This is a genomic window from Micromonospora sp. CNZ296 (genome assembly GCF_007827635.1).
Genome location: NZ_VISW01000008.1, coordinates 29,462 through 48,557 on the forward strand (window position 1 = coordinate 29,462; position 19,096 = coordinate 48,557).

General features: G+C 72.5%; 15 protein-coding genes. 3 read left to right on the plus strand and 12 right to left on the minus strand.

Annotation, left to right across the window (positions count from 1 at the left end; all coding sequences use genetic code 11):
* Window positions 1-207: 207 nt before the first annotated feature.
* A complete protein-coding gene (locus FB455_RS15100; RefSeq protein ID WP_030268105.1) occupies window positions 208-3,207 on the minus strand; it encodes an AfsR/SARP family transcriptional regulator in 3,000 nt (999 codons plus the stop codon).
* Between the two features lie 328 nt (window positions 3,208-3,535).
* Between FB455_RS15100 and FB455_RS15105 the strand changes: the two genes are divergently transcribed.
* Together FB455_RS15105 and FB455_RS15110 are read left to right on the plus strand one after the other, a co-directional pair.
* The gene (locus FB455_RS15105; protein WP_030268107.1) at window positions 3,536-6,484 is read left to right on the plus strand and encodes a glycoside hydrolase family 183 protein; all 2,949 of its coding nucleotides are present in this window, start codon (window positions 3,536-3,538) and stop codon (window positions 6,482-6,484) included.
* Between the two features lie 152 nt (window positions 6,485-6,636).
* The gene (locus FB455_RS15110) at window positions 6,637-6,855 is read left to right on the plus strand and encodes a PEP-utilizing enzyme (RefSeq protein ID WP_084588780.1); all 219 of its coding nucleotides are present in this window, start codon (window positions 6,637-6,639) and stop codon (window positions 6,853-6,855) included.
* Here FB455_RS15110 and FB455_RS15115 read toward each other — a convergent pair.
* The 6 genes from FB455_RS15115 to FB455_RS15140 form a co-directional block, all read right to left on the minus strand.
* On the minus strand, window positions 6,806-7,306 hold the full coding sequence (locus FB455_RS15115; protein WP_030268110.1) for a MauE/DoxX family redox-associated membrane protein: 501 nt from the start codon (window positions 7,304-7,306) through the stop codon (window positions 6,806-6,808). The two genes, FB455_RS15110 and FB455_RS15115, sit on opposite strands and share 50 nt — an antisense overlap.
* A gap of 3 nt (window positions 7,307-7,309) precedes the next feature.
* The gene (locus FB455_RS15120) at window positions 7,310-7,621 is read right to left on the minus strand and encodes a S24/S26 family peptidase (RefSeq protein WP_013287125.1); all 312 of its coding nucleotides are present in this window, start codon (window positions 7,619-7,621) and stop codon (window positions 7,310-7,312) included.
* The gene (locus FB455_RS15125; protein WP_030268113.1) at window positions 7,618-9,396 is read right to left on the minus strand and encodes an ABC transporter ATP-binding protein; all 1,779 of its coding nucleotides are present in this window, start codon (window positions 9,394-9,396) and stop codon (window positions 7,618-7,620) included. Before FB455_RS15125 ends, FB455_RS15120 begins: the two co-directional genes overlap by 4 nt.
* 3 nt (window positions 9,397-9,399) lie before the next feature.
* A complete protein-coding gene (locus tag FB455_RS15130) occupies window positions 9,400-9,882 on the minus strand; it encodes a hypothetical protein (protein WP_030268115.1) in 483 nt (160 codons plus the stop codon).
* Between the two features lie 70 nt (window positions 9,883-9,952).
* Window positions 9,953-10,189 carry a hypothetical protein gene (locus FB455_RS15135; protein ID WP_013287122.1) on the minus strand — a complete coding sequence of 79 codons (237 nt, stop codon included), beginning with the start codon at window positions 10,187-10,189 and terminating at the stop codon, window positions 9,953-9,955.
* Window positions 10,190-10,254: 65 nt separating this feature from the next.
* Window positions 10,255-13,173 carry an AfsR/SARP family transcriptional regulator gene (locus FB455_RS15140; protein ID WP_030268117.1) on the minus strand — a complete coding sequence of 973 codons (2,919 nt, stop codon included), beginning with the start codon at window positions 13,171-13,173 and terminating at the stop codon, window positions 10,255-10,257.
* 411 nt (window positions 13,174-13,584) lie between these two features.
* Between FB455_RS15140 and FB455_RS15145 the strand changes: the two genes are divergently transcribed.
* Window positions 13,585-15,126: a copper resistance CopC/CopD family protein gene (locus FB455_RS15145; protein WP_030268119.1), complete on the plus strand. Its 1,542-nt coding sequence runs from the start codon at window positions 13,585-13,587 to the stop codon at window positions 15,124-15,126.
* 50 nt (window positions 15,127-15,176) lie between these two features.
* Here FB455_RS15145 and FB455_RS15150 read toward each other — a convergent pair whose 3' ends face one another.
* The 5 genes from FB455_RS15150 to FB455_RS15170 form a co-directional block, all read right to left on the minus strand.
* Window positions 15,177-16,097, minus strand: a complete 921-nt coding sequence (locus FB455_RS15150; protein ID WP_013476241.1) for a M56 family metallopeptidase — start codon at window positions 16,095-16,097, stop codon at window positions 15,177-15,179.
* On the minus strand, window positions 16,094-16,456 hold the full coding sequence (locus FB455_RS15155) for a BlaI/MecI/CopY family transcriptional regulator (RefSeq protein ID WP_013287118.1): 363 nt from the start codon (window positions 16,454-16,456) through the stop codon (window positions 16,094-16,096). The genes FB455_RS15150 and FB455_RS15155 overlap by 4 nt, the downstream gene beginning before the upstream one ends.
* A gap of 108 nt (window positions 16,457-16,564) precedes the next feature.
* On the minus strand, window positions 16,565-17,221 hold the full coding sequence (locus FB455_RS15160) for a DUF305 domain-containing protein (protein ID WP_030268123.1): 657 nt from the start codon (window positions 17,219-17,221) through the stop codon (window positions 16,565-16,567).
* A 76-nt stretch (window positions 17,222-17,297) separates the two neighbouring features.
* Window positions 17,298-17,699, minus strand: coding sequence for a DUF6153 family protein (locus FB455_RS15165; RefSeq protein ID WP_030268124.1), 402 nt, complete (start codon window positions 17,697-17,699; stop codon window positions 17,298-17,300).
* Window positions 17,700-17,859: 160 nt separating this feature from the next.
* Window positions 17,860-19,002, minus strand: coding sequence for an MFS transporter (locus FB455_RS15170; RefSeq protein ID WP_174361801.1), 1,143 nt, complete (start codon window positions 19,000-19,002; stop codon window positions 17,860-17,862).
* Window positions 19,003-19,096: the final 94 nt, after the last annotated feature.

Consider the following 19,096-nt stretch of genomic DNA (forward strand, 5'->3'; position numbering starts at 1 on the left):
TCCGACTCTGCTCCGGACGATTTGAGCCTCACTGGAGCGGCATCATCGCCGTCAAGGAGGATTCGAGGGACCATCGCGACGGACGTCGGCCGGCCCGCCGTAGCCCTGGATAGCGCCCCCGAAACCCATCCAGAGCGGAACAGGGAGTCTGTTGCCTGGTATCTCGCCGGGTTGGCCGCCGCCGTACGTGGGCCCGGTCAAGACGATTCAGTCGTCGAGCGTCTTCAACAGACCAAGCGCGCGCGACTCGATCAGCCGGTAGCCGGCTTCGATCGCCATGCGCAGCGCGGCCTCGGCGTGCTCGCGAGCGACGTCGGGCTGCTTGGTGGCCAGGCACACCGCCGCCAGCCCCACCAGGGCACTCGCCTCGCACCACACGAACCGGGTCTGCCGGGCCAGGTCGAGCGCCAGGCGGTGTTCCTCGGCTGCCTCTGCCGGCCGTTCAGCGGCCAGCAGCACGCGGCCGTAAGCCTCGCGTGCCCACGCCTCGGTGCCGGCGTCGCCGATCTCCTGGGTCAACGCCACTGCTTGTCGCGCGTCGGCGCAGGCGCGTGGTGCGCGGCCGGTCATCGACCACAACAACGCACGTCCGCTGAGTGCCGTCGCCTCGCCGTACCGATAGCCCAGATCGCGGTTGGCGACCAGCGCCCGGTCGTACAACTCCTCGGCGGCTTCCCGGTCTCCACGGTCGCGGCGGATGCCCGCGAGGTCGACGAGAAGCACCGCTTCGTTGTACCGCGAGCCGCTCCGTTCCGCGCAGGCTAGTGCGTCCCGGATGTGCTGGTCCGCCTGTGACAGCGCGCCGAGCTGCCAGTGTGCGAAGCCGAGGTTGGCGAGGGACATGGCCTCGCCGCCGTCGTTGCGGTATTGCCGGTTGAGCTCCAGGGATTGTTGGGCGCAGTCGATTGCGGCTCGGGGGTTGCCGAGGCGCTGGTGCACCGCGCTGAGATTGTTCAGCAGGGCCGTGCGTCCCTCCGGCCACCGGTCATGGGCGTTGATGCGGAGGCCGTCGAGGAGGTGTTGGCGGGCTTCCTCGTACCGGCCGGCGGTGACGTGGGCGAGGGCGATGCTCAGGTGCATGCTCGCCTGGGCTGTCAGGTCGTTCGCGGCCTGGGCGGCGGCCAACCCTCCGGTGGCCGCGGACAGCCACTCGGCGCGGCGTCCACGCTGGTGGAACCAGGCGCGTAGGGCGTCGGTGAGCTGCCAGACAAAGCGTGCATGCCCGTGGTCGGCGGCGTGGTTGATCGCCGCGATGACATTGGCTGCTTCTGCGTCCAGCCACGCCGACGCCTCGTCGGCATCCGGAAACGATTGTTGCGGGACCGGCCCGGGGAGCCTGAGGAAGTGGGGGATGAGTTGACGTCCGGCGGCGTCGGCCCTGCTGCGATAGTGCTCAAGCAGACGCTGCCGGGCGTCGTGACGGGTGGTGTCGTCGTCCTCCGTGACGAGCCGGTCCACGGCGTACTGGCGGAGCAGGTCGTGAAACCGGTATCTGTCGCCTCCCTGATGCTCGATCAGGTGTGCGGACGCGAGGGCGCGAAGTGTTCTCGTCGCGATGGGGGGCGCGACCCCCTCGAGCGCGGCGGCGACGTGGGGGGTGAAGCTGCCACCGGGGACCAGCCCGATGTGACGGAACATTCGTTGCTGAGCGGTGGGCAGGGCCCGATACGACATCGCGAAGGCCTTCGTGACCGCGCCCTCGTCGGCACCGTCGACGGTCAGGCTGGTGAGAGGACCGCCCTCGTCGAGTTCCTCGGCCAGTCCGGCGATGCGGGGATGGCCGCTCGTCTGCAGGTTCGCTGCCGCTATCCGCAGTGCCAGTGGCAGGTGCCCGCAGAGGTGGGCGAGGCGGGCCGCGGCGCCAGCCTCGACCCGGACGGCCTCGTCGCCGAGCATCGCCGCCAGCAGCCGTACGGAGTCCGTCGGGCTGAGCACACCCAGCAGCAGAGATCGGGCGCCGGCCCGGACGACCAGCTCACCGAGCCGACGACGGCTGGTGATCAGAACGGTGCCGCTGGGCGGGATCAGTGGTATCACCTGGTCAGCGTCACGAGCATTGTCCAGCACCAGCAAAATCCTGCGGCCGGTCATCGTCGAGCGGAACAGCGAGACCCGGCCGTCCTGATCGTCCGGAACGACGCGGGGGTCGACACCAAGCCCACCAAGTAGCTGTCCGAGCGCGGCGGACGGTGTGACGGGTGGGCGCTCGACGTCGAAGCCGCGCAGGTCGATGAACATCTGACCGTCGGGGAAGGCGTCACGTACCCGATGCGCCCAGCGCACCGCCAGCGCAGTCTTTCCGACGCCGGGGATTCCGCTGAGAACCCAGACCGTCGTGGCGCTGGATCCGCCCGGCAGCTGGTCGAGACGGGTCATCTCGTCAGTTCTACCGATGAAACCTGGCACGTCCTGTGGCAGCTCTTCCGGACGGTGCGGGACGCTCGGCAGTGCGTCGTCGCGTTCCGCCGGCAGCACCGGATCGCCCCTGAGGATGAGCCGGTGCAGGCGGCTGAGCTCGCGTGACGGTTCCAGGCCGAGATCGTCGTGTAGCCGGGTGCGGAGATTGCGGTAGACCTCCGATGCTCGATCGGCCTGGCCCTCGAGATACAGGGCTGTCATGAGCTGACCGACGAGGCGGTGCCGATAGGGCTGTCCGGCCACTTGGTCGGACACCTCGCGCACCACTCTCCTCGTGCGACCCAGCCGCAGCAGCGCGTCCGCCCGGTCCTCCGCAGCCGTCCAACGGGCCTCGACGAGACCCGAACAGAGCAGTTGGCGTCCGGAATCGTCGACGACGTCGAGCAGTGGCTCACCTCGCCACAGGTCCAGCGCCTGGTCCAGCAACTCCACGGTGGTGCGATCGTCGGAAGAGCCTGCGGCCTGCTGGACGAGGGCGGAGAAGCGGTGTGCGTCGACGGTCGCCGGATCGGTGTGCAGCCGGTAGGCGCCGCGCTCGCTCAGCAGCTGCGCGGATGCACCGATCTGCCGGAAGGTGGCCCGTAGGCGCGAGACCATGGCCTGCACCGTCGCTCGTGCGCTGGGTGGGGGCGCCTGAGCCCAGATCAGGTCGATGAGCCGGTCCGCAGGTACCGGTCGATTGGCCTCCAGGACGAGCGCCGCCAGGAGCAACCGGGGCTGTCGTCCTCCGATGGCGACGCGGACACCCTCGGACCAGATCTCCACCGGCCCGAGGACCCGAAACTCCATGTGCACTTCCCTGCCGTCGCTGCGTGTGCGGGCCGGCGCGACTCCTCTGCAAGCATTTTGCAAGATCGCTGCATGCGCCGGCCCTGATTATGGTCGAGCCCGCTGACAGTGAGCGGGCGGTACGAGCGTGCGCTTCGCGGCGCGGCCAGCACGGGGTGGCCGCGAGCGACGAAGGGTGCGCAGAGTCCGGTGCGCTCATCCGGGGGGCGATGAGCGACGCAATCGCCGGGGTGCGATGCCTGCTGGCCGAGCACAACGATCCACCGGCCCGACGCGCCGTCCGCCGGACGGCACCGGCACCGGCCGGTCATCCAACAGAGGGAGTGCGATGAGAGACCCCCTGGCCCTGCTCAGCGCGACAGTTGTGCTGGCAGCGGCCGTGTTGACCAGTGGCGCCGCGCAGGCGGCGCCCGATTCGGCCGCGGCGCCAGCCGCCGTGGGAGCCGTCGCGCCGCCGCACACCGAACCGCGAGTCGCCGCCCCGCCGGTCCCGCAACCGACGCCGTTCAAGGAGGCGCCGCTCAGCACCGCCACCGGCAGGACGGCCGCCCCGCCCGACTTCGGCCCCGGGGAACGCGTGCTCTCGGCGTACCACCGGGGGAAGCTCTCCCGCGACGACGCGGTGCGGTACGGCCTGGGCGCGGTGCGCTCGCCCCGGTCGGTGCCGGCGCACCTTCGACCGACCGGGGCCATCCGCGACCCGCAGCGATATCTGACATACCTGTCGATGTTGGCGGCGAGCGCCGATCCGGAGGCGGCGCGGACGATCGCGCCAGATGTCGCGGTGCCTGCCGGCGCCGCCACGGCCGCCGGCTACGACGACTGCGCCGCCGAACCGTACGACTACCTCGGGGTCACCTATCGCTGCCGGGCGTCGGCCGGCGAGTTCCTCGTCCTCTACAACATCGCCGGTGGAGGCAGGCCGGGCATCCCGGCGGACGCCAACCCGAACGGCCGGGCGAAGGCGGTGCAGCATCTGCTGAACGCGCTCTCGATCGCCGTCGACGAGTATCGCGAGATGGGCTACCCGCTGCCCGTGCGGGACGGCAAGCCCTGGGTGCTGGTCTACGGCGTCGACGAGATTCCGATCGTCGGCGGGGTCGGCCTGCCGATCGACGCGCCGTTCGTTCTGCCGTTCGGCTTGAACCAGCAGGCGACCATGCTGGTGCCCAACGGGCAGGACGACTGGGACTACCTGCCGCGGCATGAGCTGTTCCACGTCATGCAGTACCAGTACTGGGACCGGTCCGACGTCGGCCTGGACTACCTGGCCCTCTTCGTGGGCGGCAAGGAGTTCGGCTCGATGAACTGGTGGATGGAGGCCACCGCGGAGTGGGCGACCCGCCAGACCTACGTCCGGGCGCCGTACGTGCCCATCCCCGGCGAGGAGAAGCTGTACGCCCGCAACGTCTACGACGTGCTCAGCAAGCCCGGGGCGGCACTCAACTCCTGGGGCGGGCTGGGCGGCGGTCCGCAGTATGGCGCGTTCCTGCTGCCGACCTATCTCACCGAGCAGGTCGACGCCTCCTTCGTGCGACGCACGTGGGAGAGCATCCGGGACCACGACCATCTGCCGATCGAGGCGATCCGGCACACCGCTGAGGGCTACGGCCTGAACTTCGCGGACATGCTCCTCAACTACCACATCGCCAACTACCGACTGGCCAAGGCGAACGCCGCGCCCGCCCCGACCGTGGACGCCTGGCGCATCTACGGCTACTCCGACTCCGACGCGAGCCTGTGGCGCAGCAACCTCACCGGCGCGAGCGGGACGAGCGACGACGCCCTCGGGGGCGCCAGACCGGCCCGGAAGAGTCACTCGACGCCCGCCGGCACCCAGGCGGAGTACCAGGACATCCTGCGTAAGGGCGGTGCTGTCTACCACGACTTCCGCGCGGTCAGGAACTCCGGCGACGCGAGCTGCGGATACTGCTCGACACTGATGGTGGACACCACCAGGGACGCCAACCGCAGATCTGCCGTCGTCGTCTGGTCGCCGACGGGAAGCACCGGCACGCTGGCGAAGTACCCGAGCATCCACACCGTGCGCCATCCCGACGCGGGTGGACTGATCACGGTGCCGGACTTCGCGTACCCCATGGTGGCCACTCTGGTTACCACCTGGACCGAACTGGACATCCACTCCGCCGACGCGGACAGCAGCCCGAAGACGTTCACCACGAATGTGGAGAGCGTGCTGCCACTCACGGCCCGCTCGTGCGCGCTGCGCCCGCTCTCGGTGCACAGCGTCGAGACCACGGTCGAGCCGGAGGGCGCGTTCAACAGATACGCCGCCAGCACGCCGGACGGCTGGACCGGCGGCGACTCCACGTACTCGGTGAAGCTGCCCGACGGCCGGATCGTCTGGCTGTTCTCCGACACCTGGATGGGCCCGCTCAACAGCGACGGCACCCGCCCGGTGAGCGCCCCCCTGGTCAACAACACCTTCGTCGTGCAGAACGGCGGCAGCCTCACCACCTACCAGGGTGGCACCGCCGGGGCGCCTCGGGCGTTGATGCCGCCGTCCGGACCCGGAAAGTGGTACTGGGTCGGTGACGGCCACCTCTCGGGCGGACAACTTCAAGTCGTGTACCAGGAGTACGAGCGGTTCGGCTCCGGCGCCTGGGACTGGCGGTTCAACCGCAACGTCGTCGCCAACTTCGCCCTGTCCAACCTGCGGACCCCGGTCAGCGTCCGGGAGTTGCCCTCTGCCAGCGGGGTCGCCTGGGGCTCGGGGCTGCTGCCGGCCAGCCGCAGCGGCGACGGCTACACCTACGTCTACGGCGTCGACGACTCCCCGATCAACAAGCAGATGCGCATCGCCCGGGTGTACGGCAGCGACCTCGCCAACGGCACCTGGCAGTACCACACGCCGTGGGGCTGGACGCTCCGCGAGCAGAACTCCCGCAACCTGCTGACCGGCATCGCCAACGAGTACAGCGTCACCCCCTGGGGCGGACAGTTCCTCCTCCTCAGCCAGGACAGCACCGAGGCGTTCAGCGGACAGATCAACGCCTGGACGTCCTGCTCACCGTACGGGCCCTTCACCCAGAAGACCCCGGTCTACCGCATGCCGGAACCCGGCCCCTACGGCAGCTACTGGAACCCCAACGTCATCTCCTACAACGCCCACGTGCACCCCGCGCTCAGCTCCGGTGACACCTTCATCGCCTCCTACAACGTCAACAGCATGGACACCCGTGTCTCCCCGGACGCGGACCACTACCGCGATCCGGGCATCTACCGCCCCCGCTTCTTCCGGTTCGTCCTCGGATAACCACTGCGGTTCCGCCGGGCGTAGGACACGCCCGGCGGAACCATCGGGCATCACCGGTACCGGTGTGTGCCTCCAAGAGCGCGACCGCGACGTGGGGTCAGCGACTTCGACGACCTGCGGGGCCCCACGTCGCGGCATGCCTGGGGCCGCCGATGCCGGGCGTGCCGGACCCCGGCCACCCGTACCTGCTCATCGCCGGCGACCTGGCGTCAGCCGACACCGCCGGTCTCGAACCAGGCCTGGTCGCCGCCGAGGGCGGGCCGACCAGCCACACCGCGATCCTGGCCCGGACCCGCGGCATCCCGGCCGTGGTCGGCTGTGTCACGTGCGGCTGGCGGCGCCGAACAGGTAGCGCAGCTCGTCCAGCATGACGACCAGCACGCCGACGGCCAGCGCGGCGGCGCCGGCCAGGACCGCCTCGCCGGGGCGTACGGCACCGGCCGGCGCGAGCGCGCCGGCGACGGCACAGGCGACGAGGAACGCGTTGCGCCACACGTGGTGCCGGCCCAGGGGCGCGGCGGTGCGGCCGAAGCAGCGGCAGGTGCCGCCGCCGCGCCGCAGGTTCGCGACGATGGCGGCGGTGAAGGCGAGCAGCAGGGCGCCCGAGGCGAGGAATCCGGCCAGCGGGAACACCGCCAGCAGGACCACGGCGGTGAACTCGGCGGCGACCACGGCCGCGGCGAGCGGGCCGGCGGGCCGGAAGCCCATGTCGCGCAGGGAGCGCGTGAACTCGCGGTAGGCGTCGCGGCCGGAGACCTTCCCGACCGCCGCCGCCAGCAGGACCGTGCCGAGCAGCACCCGGCACCCGATCTCGACGTACATCTGTCATCGCCTCCCTCTGACCACGCCGAGGACCGCCTCGGGTGGCACCGCGCCGAAATGCCGCGAGTCCTGGCTGTGGGTGTTGTCGCCCCGTACCGTCACGGCGCCGTCCGGTTCGACCCGGTGCACCCGCTTGACCATCCACGTCAGGTCGGAGGCGGGGACGACGTCGCGGGCCCGGAAGACGACGAGGTCACCGACGGCGGGCGCCCGGCCGACGCGGACGATGAGCCGGTCGCCGTCCCGCAGCGTCGGCGCCATGCTCTGCCCGCTCACCACCACGAGGCGCCAGCGGCGGCGCAGCCAGCCGGTCATGTCGCCGCCAGCTGGTAGCCGTCCGCCTGGAGGCGGAAGAGCCGGGCGTACTCACCGTCGGCCGCCATCAGCTCGTCGTGCGTGCCCGACTCGACGACTCGCCCGGCGTCCAGCACGACGATGCGCCGCGCGTCGCGCAGGGTGCTGAGCCGGTGGGAGATCAGCAGCCCGGTGCGGCCGTGGCGGATCCGGGTCAGCGAGGCGTGCACGCGGGTCTCGGCGTCCGCGTCGAGCCCGGAGCTGGGCTCGTCCAGGATGAGCAGGTCGGCGTCGGCGCGCATCAGGGACCGGGCGAGCGCGACCCGCTGCCACTGCCCGCCGGAGAGCGTCACGCCGGGCTCGCCGTCCTGGCCGGCGAAGGTGCGGCTGAGCAGCGTGGCGTACCCGTGGGGGAGGGCGCGGAGGCGGTCGTGGATCTCGGCGTGCGCGGCGGCCTCGGCGACCTGCTCGGTCGTGTGCGGCAGCCGGCCGATGCCGACGTTCTCCTCGGCGGTGAGGTCGTAGCACATGAAATCCTGGAACACCGCGCCCATCCGCCGGCGCACCGTCTCGATCCGCAGCTCGCGCAGGTCCACCCCGTCCCATGTGATCCGGCCGCGGTCCGGGTCGTAGAACCGGCAGAGCAGCTTGACCAGGGTGCTCTTGCCGGCCCCGTTGAGTCCGACGAGCCCGACGGCCTGCCCGGCGGTGATCGTGAGGTCGACGCCCCGCAGGACCCAGGGGCCGTCCTCGTCGTAGCGGAACCATACGTCCTCGAACCTGATCGCGGTGCGCAGCGGCGGCGCCGGCACGGTCCCGTCGACCAGGTCGGTGGGGCTGTCGAGGACGGCGACGTAGTGCCGGAACAGCCGCATGGCGGCACCGGCCTCGCCGAGCTGGGCGGCGATGCCGGCCAGGCCGCTGTGCGCCGCGGTGAACGCGGCCAGCAGGAGGGTGAGGTCGCCGAGGCTGAGCCGGCCACGGACCGTGGCGTTCACCGCGAACACCGTCGCGGTGAGGGTCACCGCGGCGCCGGCCAACGCCCAGCACGCCTGCACCGTCGTGGTGTGCCGGGCGGCGGCCAGCTCGATCCCGGCGGCCGAGCGCACCGCGCCGATGAGCCGGTCGTGGAAGAAACGGCCGAGGTGGTAGAGGCGCACCTCCCGGGCGGCGCGCAGGTCGGTCAGCACGGTCTGGAACAGGAACCGGGCCCGGAACAGGCTGGCGCTCTCCTCCACGGCCCGCGCGGTCCGCCGGGACAGTCGCAGTTGGATGAGGAAGTCGGGCACCGCCACGGCGAGCAGGAGCAGACCGGCCGGCGGCCAGAGGGACGTCAGGATCACGGCGAAGCCGCCGATGGTGACGACGTTCTGGGCCACGTCGACCGCGAACATGACGACCACGTACGGCGCCTGGGTGGCGGCCTGCTGGGCCAGCGCCAGCCGGTCGCGCAGGGCCGGCTGCTCGAACGGGCCCAGCCCGACGAAGGTGTTCAGTTTCCGGTACAGCCGCACGTCGGCGGCGATCGTGATCGCGTTCTGCAGGGCCGTGGTGAAGTATCCGGACACCCGGCTGGCGATCGCCGCCAGCGCGCCCAGGACGGCGATCGCCACGGCGTACCAGGTGGCGGTCGACGGGTCGGCCGAGCGGCCCCTGCCGACCTCGTCAAACAGCAGCTTGGTGAACCACGCGACGCCGATCGGGGGCGCCGCGCCGATGACGACGAGGGCGACCGTGGCGGCGAGCGCCCTGCGGTCCGCGCAGCCCAGTCGCAGGGCGGCTCGCAACGTGGCCACGTCTCAGGCCAGGACCGGAAGCTGGTGGCTGGAGTTGACGACGACGCCGTCGACGACCGACAGCACGGCGGGGAAGCCCTTGACCCCGAACTCCTTCTCCGCCTGGTCCTCGTTGATGGTCGCCGTGTCGAAGTCGGCCAGGCGGGGCGCCATCTCCACCGTGTCCTCCGGCATGCCGATCATGAACACGAAGGTGTCGTGGCGGTAGCGCCGGGCGTCGACGGTGAGGGTGTCCAGGATGGTCTGGCACGGTGGACAGGTGGGGGTCAGCATGACCACCGTGCGCCGACCTGCGGTCAGGTCGACGTGCGGGAAGCCGGTGACCTCCAGGCCCGGGGCGGGCAGCACCTCGGGGGCGGCCCCGCCGTCGTGGGCGGCGGCGGTCTGCGTCTCCCGGAGCCGCCGGGCGAGGGCCAGGGTCAGGACGAGGTTGAGCACGGCGACCGCGCCGATCACGGCGATGGCGGCGTAGGCGAAACCCGGCATGGGAACTCCTCAACGAGTCAGCGGGGAGTGGGGGCCGCGCCGCCGGCGCGGCCCCCGAGGATGAGCCAGGTCAGCAGACGCCGACCTTCTTCGTGTAGCAGATCGGCGACGACGTCGTGACCGAGCACACGCCGGTGCAGGACAGGGTGCTCCGCCGGTAGTAGCGGAAGTACGAACCGCCCGAGCAGTAGCCGTTGGACACCGCGCAGCACGACTGGCCGTGCTCCGGCACGCAGGCGCCGGCCACCTCGCGGCCGAGCACCTTGCTGAGCATCGCGTCGCCGACGCGGTTGATGAGCTTGGTCATGGCAGACCTCCTTGGTGGGTGACTGCCATCACTGTGCTGGGTGCCGCTGCGCGCGCCCTGCGCTCCTACTGCGCGCCGGCTGCGCTCCGCCAACGCGTCAGCGATTCGCGCAGGTCGTCGACGTACGCGGAGTCGAAGTGCTCGAAGATGTGCAGCGCCTCCTCGCCCAGCGCGACGGCCCGGTCGTGCCTGCCGAGGGTGGCCTGCGCCCGCGCGAGCAGGTGCAGCGAGTTCGCCAGCGGGAACGGCTGCCCGACGCCGCGCAGCATCGCCACCGAACTCTCCAGTTCCACCACCGCCCGGTCCGCGTCGCCCTCCTCGAGGTGCGCCTTGCCGAGCAGCCGCCGGGAGATCGCTTCGCCCCACTCGTGACGCAGCTCGTGGAACGCGAGCACCGTACGCCGCAGCAGCCGCCGTGCCGCCTCGCCGTCGCCGGCCGCAAGGTGCGTCGCGGCCAGCGCCTGCTCGGCCGTGGTCACGCTCATCCGATCGCCGAGCCGGCGCGCGGCGGCCACCGCCTGCCGAAGCTGCTCCACGGCTGGCGGCCACTGCTCGGCGTGCCGGTGCAGCAGCCCGATGGTCTCCCGCGCGAGCGCCTCGCCCCACAGGTCGCCGTCGTCGACGAAGACCCGCAGGGCCGCAGCGCAGGCGTCCAAGGCGAACGGGGAGGTGAGCCGGTACTGCCCGTGCTGCATGCCGAGGGCCAGCAGCACGTGCCCGCCGACGCGGCCGACCGGCCAGTGCGCGGCGCACAGCCGCACCATCACCAGCAGCGCGGCGTCCGCCTCCCGCAACCTGCCGAGGTGGCGGCAGCACAGCGAGTAGCCCTGCAGGGCGACGAGGCGGTGCGCCACCCACCGCCCGCGGCCGGCCCGCTGCGCCGCGCGCAGCAGCGGCACGGCTTCGGCGTGCCGGTTCAGCGACCGGTACGCCGTGCCCAGGTGCAGCCGCAGCGACATCCGGGTCGCCGACGGCAGCTCGGCGTGGCGGCCGAGCACGGCGCGCAGACAGTCGACCAGCTCGGGCAGGTGTTGGCTGCGCATCGTCGCGAAGTTGCCCATCGTGCAGGCCAACCGCCCCGCCAGGTCGACGGCGCCCAGCCGCAGCAGGTCCTGCACCGCCGCGACCAGGTTCTCCCGCTCCGCCTCGAACCAGTCGACGGCCTCCCAGGCGTCGAGCGCCGGCCCCGCGTCGGCCACCGGCAGGGCCCCGCAGGGCAGCGACGCGTCGGCCCGCTCGGCGTACGCGTGCAGCCGTGCGTACCAGGCGACGACCTCGTCGACGGGGACCTCGGTGCGTTCCCGGGCGACGAGCCTGACCAGGTCGTGCATGCGTGCCCGGCCGCTGGCGTCGTCGGTCAGCAGGTGGGCCCGGCACAGCTGCTCCAGCAGCGGCTCGGTGGTCTCGTCCCACATGCCGAAGCTGCGCAGCGACGTGCGGCTGAGCACCGCGAGCAGCCGCGCGGCGGGCTGCGGCAACCGCTCGAACCCGACGGTGAAGCTGCTGCGCACGTCGAGCCCGTCGAGGGAGAGTTCGTCGAGGCGCCGTCGCTCGTCGCGCAGCCGCTCGCGTAACCGCGCCACGGTCATCGCCTCCCGCTCGGCCAGCCGCACGCCGGCGATTCGCAACGCCAGCGGCAGGCGACCGCACAGCTCCACAACGTCGGCGGCGGCCCCGGCCTCCCGGTCGATTCGCTCGCCGCCGGCGAGCCCGGCCAGCAGGTCCAGGCCGTCGTCGATCGGCAGCACGTCGAGCGGGACGACCTCGGCGCCCGCCAGCCCCGGCAGCGCTCCCGTGCTCGTGACGACAGCGCTGCCGCCGGGCGGCAGCAGCGGACGCACCTGCGCCGCGTCCGCCGCGCTGTCCAACATCACCAGCAAGGTCTGGTCGGCGAGCACGGAGCGGTACAGCGCCGCGCGCTCCTCGGCCGCCGCCGGGATCGCCTCGCCGGCCACGCCGAGGGCGCGCAGGAACGCGCCGAGCACCGTGCCGGGCCGCGCCGGATCCGGGGTGTTGCCGCGCAGGTCCGCGTAGAGGCACCCCCCGGGGAAGCGGTGCCGGCTCTCGTGGGCCGCGCGCAGCGCCAGCGTGGTCTTGCCCGTTCCCGCCAGCCCGGTCACGACGATCACCTGGGCGACCCCGGCGACCGTCGGGGTGCGCCCCAGCAACGACAGCAGCAGCCCCAGCTCCTTGTCCCGCCCGACGAAGTCACCGGTGACTCCGGGAAGCTGGTTGGGGCGCACCCACCCCCGCGGGGACGTCTCCTGCTCGCTGCCGAGGATCTCCCGGTGCAGTTGCCGCAGCTCCGGCCCCGGGTCGATGCCGTGCTCCTCCGCCAGCACCCGGACCCCGGCCCGGTACACGGCGAGCGCCTCCGCCTGTCGGCCGCTGCGGTGCAGGGCCACCATCAGCTGGCCACGCAGCCGCTCCCGCAGGGGTCGGTCGCGGACCAGCGTGGTCAGCTCCGGCACGAGTTCCCGGTGCAGACCGAGCGAGAGCAGTGCCTCGGCGCGCAGCTCCGTCGCGTGCTCGCGCAGCTCACGAAGCCGATCGCGCTCGTACTCGACGAGCCGCGACCCGACGTCGACGAACGCGTCGTCGCGCCAGCGCGCCAGCGCCCGGTCGAGCAGCTCCACGGCGCGGCGGGCATCGGCGGTGGCCGCGGCGGCCGCTACCTCGGCGGCGAACTCCGCCGAGTCGACGACCGCCACGGGGTTCAGCTGGTAGCCGGGCGAGCGGGTGAGGATCAGCTCCGGCTTCGCGCCGCGGCGGACCGAGGCGACGACCGCCTGGACCCGGTTGCGCGCCCCCGTGGGCGGATCGTACGGCCAGAGCCCGTCGATCAGGCGGTCGACGGAGACGATGCGTCCGTGGTGGGCCGCCAGGCTCGCGACGAGTGCCCGCTCCAGCGGGGCGAGCGACACGGCCACACCGTCGATGCTCACCTCGATCCGACCGAGGATGCCGATCCGATACCCACGCACGGCGCAAAACTAGCGCGGTCTGCGCCCTTCGTGACCGCACGTCCGGAACGTTCCCGGCGCTGAAAGCGCTGGTCACGACGATCCGGCCCGAAGATCGTGACCAGAGCCACTGTCTGCCCGGTCGCGGGGTGGCCGGTCCGACGCGGACACCGCGACGCCGGTGGCCTGCCCGAGCCCTGGTGACCTGCGCGTGTCCGACCTTGGCGGGGCCGCCGTCGATTTGCGCGGCACCAGTGAGCTACTACTCCTTGCTAGTAGTTGCCCTATGATGGCGACCGCGTCAGGTCGGAGCGATGGGCGCCGGGTCCATGTCTTCTCGACGGAGGGTTCAGCAGTGCCTTTCTCGCGGCATGCCCAGGTGGCCTGACGGTGTCCGCCGCATCGACGAGGTCTTCCCGGCGCAGGTTGCCGATGCGTGGCGTGGCACGGTGGGTGCTGCTGGTATGGCTGGCGTGGTGTCCAGCCCTGTTCGTGGTGCTCGGGTTCGCCTCGCCGGCCGCCGCGCACTTCAAGCTGGTCAAGGCCGTGCCGGCCGACGGCGCGCGGGTGAGTGGCGCTGTCGGAGAGGTCCGGCTGACGTTCAGCGCGCCCGGCACGCCCACCGGGGCCGGTTTCCGGCTTTCCCGCGACGGCGAGGCCGTTGCGGTGACCAGTCACACCCCGGACGGGGGTCGTACGTGGCTGGTGCACCCGGCCGCCCCGTTGACCGGCGGGGAGTTCGCGCTGCGGTGGAGTGTCGCCGCCCCTGATGCTCACCCGCTGACCGGCGACGTGGCGTTCACTGTGGTTCCGTCGGCTGCGGCACCCGGGGCGACGGCCACGCCCCGGCCCACCGCCGGTCCGCCCGGGCATGCCGGTCACGGTGTGCCAGGACTGCCGTCGGCGTCGCCGTCGGCCCATGCCGGCGGGCACGCGGTGGGTCATACCGCTGACGCCGAACAGGGGGCGGTGCGGTTCGTCGGCGTGGCGGGCCGGTGGCTGTCCTACGGGGCGATCCTGCTCGGTGTCGGTGGTCTGGTCTTCGCGTTGACCACGCTGGTGGGAACGCGCCGCGACATCCAGCTGGTCCAGGTCTGGGTGCGGGCGGCCGGGCTGACGGTGGCAGCCGGCGCGGTGCTCGAACTCGCGGCGCTGGCGGCGGTGTTCAGTGCCGATGGTGGTCTCGCCTCGGCGGCCGGCACACAGGCGTTGACCGCGCTCAGTCGTACACCGGTGGCCGCCGGCCTGGGTCTGCGGCTCGCCGGCGCGGCCGGGTTGCTCGTGGCCGGGTCCTTGGAGCCGGCGCTGATCCGGGGCCGGCACGCGGTCGGTCGGCACGCCGCAGCGACCGTCGCCGGTATCCCGACCGACCCTCAACCCCTGGTCGTGCCCACCGTCGGCGAAGCGCACGACGACGACGCGCACCGGGTCCGGGCGCGCGCGGTCCGGCCTGTGCTTCTGGGTGTCACCGTGGCGCTGCTGGTGGGTTCGTTCCTGCTCGACGGGCACACCGTCACCGCGCGACCGCGGATGATCGTCGTGGCGGCGGACGTCGCGCACACTCTCGCCGCAGCCGTGTGGGTCGGTGGGGTCCTGCTCCTGGCCGCGCTGCTGCTGGGGCGTGCACGTCTCGGTGCGCCGACCGGGGCCGCCGAGATGGCGGTGCGGTTCTCCGTGCCGGCCACGGCGGCGGTGACGTTGACCGGAGTCGCCGGCGTCGCGTTGACCGTGGCGATCCTGGACCGGCCGGGTCACCTGGTGAGCACCAGTTGGGGGCGGGTGCTGCTGGTCAAGGTCGCGTTGGTGGCGGTCGTCGCCGTCATCGGGCTCTACAACAGCAGGCGGGTGGTACCCCGGTTGGACGATCCCGTGCCGGGCGGCACGCGTCGCCTGCGTCGCACGGTGCTGGTCGAGGCGGTGCTGATGGTCGCTGTCCTGCTGGTCACCGCGATCCTGGTCAACGCCGGCACGTAGGCAACGCCCACCGGACGCACGGCCGCGTGTCGCGGACGGGGTCGCGGGGGTTACAGGCAGAACAGGATGCCGGCGGCCACGCCGACGACCAGGGGTGCGGCCAGGGTGGCCGAGGCGAGCGCGGCGCGGGCGAGCACGTTGCGGCGGTCCGGCCGGTACCCCTGAAGGCGTTGGAGTCGGATGGCCACCTCGGCGCCGGCCATCGACAGCGCCGACGGTGGGTGCGGCGCGCCGGCGAAGGTCAGCAGCGCGTCGCGTACGGCGCTCGGGCCGCACTCGCGGACCGCGGCGGCATCGGCGCGCAGTTCGACGAGCAGGCGTACGGCCGAGGGCGCCTGCCGGGTCAGTGGCAGCCACGGTACGGCCGCCGCGAGCCCCTCCACTGCGCCGACGAGGAGGTGGTGGCGCTCGCGCAGGTGGGCGCGTTCGTGGCTGAGCACCGCGGCGAGCTGCTCTGCCGGCAGGTCACCGGCGGCGCTGGCCAGGACCGTGAGTCCGCGGGATCCGCCGATGCTGTACGCCATCGGGGTCGGGTGTGGAATCCACAGCACCGCCTCACCGGACGCAGGCGGCCCGCCGGCGAGCGTGAGCAGGTCGGCGTGGGCGCGACGGGCGCGGTGGGCGCGGTAGGCCCGCTGGGTGCAGGTCATGGTGAAGCGGGCGAGCACGGTCAGCAGGAGCAGGGCCCCTACCGCCCCGACGACCTCGTCGACGGCGGCCGGCCGGCTGGGTTGGGCCCAGTGCCAGCAGACGCGAGCGAGGTCGTGCAGTGCCCACTGCCGGGTGCTGCCCGGGGCGAGGAGCATCACGGTGGCCAGGAGAAAGGTGGCGATCATCGCGACGAGCAGGCCGAGCCAGCCGAGCAGCATCGCGACGGGATCGGCGACATGCCGGAAGCACCACCGCAGCGCGGCGGGACCCCACCAGGCCACGGCCGCGGCGCCGGTGACGAGGGCGAGCGCGAGGCTCACGCCTCGGACTTCCGCTCGTCGAGGACCCGCCGCAGGATGTGCAGCTCGTGGTCGGAGGCGGACCGGGCGAAGTGCATGAGCACCAGGTCGGGATGACTGCTCGTCTCGATGACCCGACGCAGGGTGCGCGCGGTGATCTCCTCGCGGGTGCCGGCGGCGCGATAGCGGTAGGCCTTGCCGTCCTTCTCGCGAACGGCCCAGCCCTTACGGTGCAGATTGTCCAGCACGGTGAGGACGGTCGTGTACGCCAGCGCCCGCTCGGTGGTCACCGCGTCGAGGACGTCGCGCACGAGCACCGGATCAGAGGCACGCCACAGCACGTCCATGACGGCCGATTCGAGTTTGCCCAGTTCCGCCACGTGCCCTCCTTCGTGTCGCTCAGGGTACGCGAGGCGACGCGGCGGAGTCACCGCGCGGCGGTGCGGCCGGTTCCGACGCCAAGGCCGAAACCGGCCGCACCACGCCGGCTACAGGCGGTCGAGGATCTTCTGCAGGGTCTGCACCTCGGCGGCCTGATCCGAGGCGATCTTGGCGGCCAGCGCCTTGGCCTCGGGGTTGCTCCCGTCGGCCTGCTCGGTCCGGGCCATGTCGATGGCGCCCTTGTGGTGGGCGATCATCATCTCGGCGAACATCTTGTCGAACGCGGGGCCCTTCGCCGCGGCGAGGTCCGTCATCTGCTGCTCGGACATCATGCCGGGCATCCCCGCGTCCATCCCCGGCATGCCGTGCCCGGGCGTGGCGCTCATGCCGGGCATGCTGTGGTCGCTGGGCAGGTCCGTGGGCTTGCCCCAGGCCGTGAGCCACCCCTTCATGGTGGCGATCTCCGGATCCTGCGCCGCCTTGATCTTTGCGGCCAGGTCCTTCAGTTCGCTGTCGCTCGCGCGCGTCGGGGCCAGGTCGGCCATGGCGACGGCCTGCTGGTGGTGCGGGATCATCATCTGGGCGAACATCACGTCCGCGTCGTTGGCGGTGGCGGTGGCCGAGGACGAGGCGCTCGGCGTGGCACTGCCGGCGTCGTGCGTCATGCCGCCGGCGTCGTCCGCGCCGCCGCAGGCGGCGACGGTGAGCAGGGCGGACAGGGCGACGCCCGCGAGGGCGGCGCGACGCAGGATGGTTGGCGTCATCTGGTACGTGGTCCTTGTCGTGAGGTGGGTCGGAACAGGGCCGTCGGTTCGGGCGAGGCGCCGGACCGGGGTCTGCTCACGTGCGCAGGACCGTGACGGCTCGCAGTCGCAGCCCGATGGGCCGGCGGGGTGGACCTCGATCCGGGCTGATCACCCGCCGGCGGTGGCCGGTCGGCGTGCGTGCGCCGCGATGGCGGGACCGCAGCAGGGACAGGACGCCGAGGATCAGTGCGCCGCCCAGCACCGCCAGGCACACGGTGAACGCGTGCTCCCCGCCCCGGTGTCCGGGCGAGCCGTCGGGTCCGTGTTCGGCGGCGGGCGCGGCGGCGCTCCGGTGGGCGGTGCTCGCGTGGGCGGCTCCGGGTTCGCCCGGGTGGCCGAGGGTGTGCATGCCGAACACGCCGAGCGTCACGGCGACGAGAAGCGCCAGCCGCAGCGGCGCGCGCGCCGGTGGACGCCCCACCCTCACGTGTCGCATCCCACCCCCAGAGGTCGGCCGCCCCGACATCCTCTTCTACTACAACCGCATAGTAGAAGGATTATCACGGCGGCTCGGCACGGGGCTGGCGTTTACCCGGATTCAGCTTTGTCGTGCCTGGCCCGACCGGTCCGGCGCCGGTCAGGCCGTACCGGGACCGTCAACCGGCGCGGCGGGCCAGGCCTCCCATCTTCACCGCGGTGAACACCGCGGCGGCCAGCGCCACGTCGGAGAGCAGCATCAGCCCGATGGCGTAGGAGCCCTGCGACCCGTACACCCAGCCCATGATCAGCGGCGGCACGAACCCGCCGAGCCCGCCGGCGGCCCCGACCAGCCCGGTGACCGCGCCCACCTGATCGGCGGGGGCGACCTTGCCGACCAAGGCGAACACCGCGCCGCTGGCCGCGCCGAGCAGCACCGCCATGCCGAGCAGCGCGACCGTGGCCACCGGCATCAGGGCCGGCTGGAAGGCCTGCACGACGGCGAACCCGGCCACCCCGGAGAAGCACCACACCAGCACCGGCACGGGGTGTAGCCGGTCGGAGAGCCAGCCGCCCACCGGGCGGGCCAGCACGGCGAGCACGACGAACCCGGCGGTCCGCAGCGCACCGTCCGCGGCACTGAGCCCGTAGGCGGTGCGCAGGTACGCCGGCAGGTACACGCTGAAGGCCACGAACCCGCCGAACCCGACCGCGTACAGGAAGCACAGCTGCCAGGTGACGGTCAGCCGGGCGACGCCGGCGAGCCGCTGCCAGGCCGACCCGGTGGGCCGGGCCGGGCCCGGCGCGTCGCGCAGCAGCAGGAACGACAGCACCGCGTACGCCGCCAGGATCGCCGCGACCAGCAGGAACGGGGCCCGCTCCCCGTAGGCGTCGGCCAGCCGGACGGTGGTGAAGTTGGCGATCGCGGTGCCACCCATGCCGACACCGAACACGCCGATGGCGAAGCCGCGCCGGGCCGGCGGATACCAGCCGGACACCAGCGGGACGCCGACGGCGAAGGCGGTGCCGCCGATGCCGAGGAAGAAGCCGGTCACGATCAGCGCCGGGTAGGAGGAGACCGTGGTGAGGGTCAGCACCGGCACGATGGTGGCGACGGTGACCAGCGGGAAGACTACCCGGGCCCCGTACCGGTCGGTGAGCGCGCCGACCGGGATGCGGCCCAGCGAGCCCACGATCACCGGCACCGCGACGAGCAGGGACTGCGCGGCGAAGCCGAGCCCCAGCCGTTCCTTGATGCCGGGGCCCAGCGGACCGAGCAGGGCCCATGCCCAGAAGTTCACCAGGAAGCCGAGGGTGGCCATGGCTAGCTGGAGGGCGGCGCCGGAGGTGGCCTCGGGACGCCCGACCGGGGCGGTGGACCCGGCTTGCCGGTCACGGATGCTGGTCATCGTTCAA

Bases quoted from the DNA above. Each gene is read 5' to 3' on its own strand.
- FB455_RS15105 (WP_030268107.1), top strand. From the start codon at position 3,536: ATGAGAGACCCCCTGGCCCTGCTCAGCGCGACAGTTGTGCTGGCAGCG.
- FB455_RS15120 (WP_013287125.1), bottom strand. From the start codon at position 7,621: ATGACCGGCTGGCTGCGCCGCCGCTGGCGCCTCGTGGTGGTGAGCGGG.
- FB455_RS15115 (WP_030268110.1), bottom strand. From the start codon at position 7,306: ATGTACGTCGAGATCGGGTGCCGGGTGCTGCTCGGCACGGTCCTGCTG.
- FB455_RS15100 (WP_030268105.1), bottom strand. From the start codon at position 3,207: ATGGAGTTTCGGGTCCTCGGGCCGGTGGAGATCTGGTCCGAGGGTGTC.
- FB455_RS15160 (WP_030268123.1), bottom strand. From the start codon at position 17,221: ATGACGCCAACCATCCTGCGTCGCGCCGCCCTCGCGGGCGTCGCCCTG.
- FB455_RS15110 (WP_084588780.1), top strand. From the start codon at position 6,637: ATGCCGGGCGTGCCGGACCCCGGCCACCCGTACCTGCTCATCGCCGGC.
- FB455_RS15165 (WP_030268124.1), bottom strand. From the start codon at position 17,699: ATGCGACACGTGAGGGTGGGGCGTCCACCGGCGCGCGCGCCGCTGCGG.
- FB455_RS15135 (WP_013287122.1), bottom strand. From the start codon at position 10,189: ATGACCAAGCTCATCAACCGCGTCGGCGACGCGATGCTCAGCAAGGTG.
- FB455_RS15130 (WP_030268115.1), bottom strand. From the start codon at position 9,882: ATGCCGGGTTTCGCCTACGCCGCCATCGCCGTGATCGGCGCGGTCGCC.
- FB455_RS15145 (WP_030268119.1), top strand. From the start codon at position 13,585: ATGCGTGGCGTGGCACGGTGGGTGCTGCTGGTATGGCTGGCGTGGTGT.
- FB455_RS15170 (WP_174361801.1), bottom strand. From the start codon at position 19,002: ATGGCCACCCTCGGCTTCCTGGTGAACTTCTGGGCATGGGCCCTGCTC.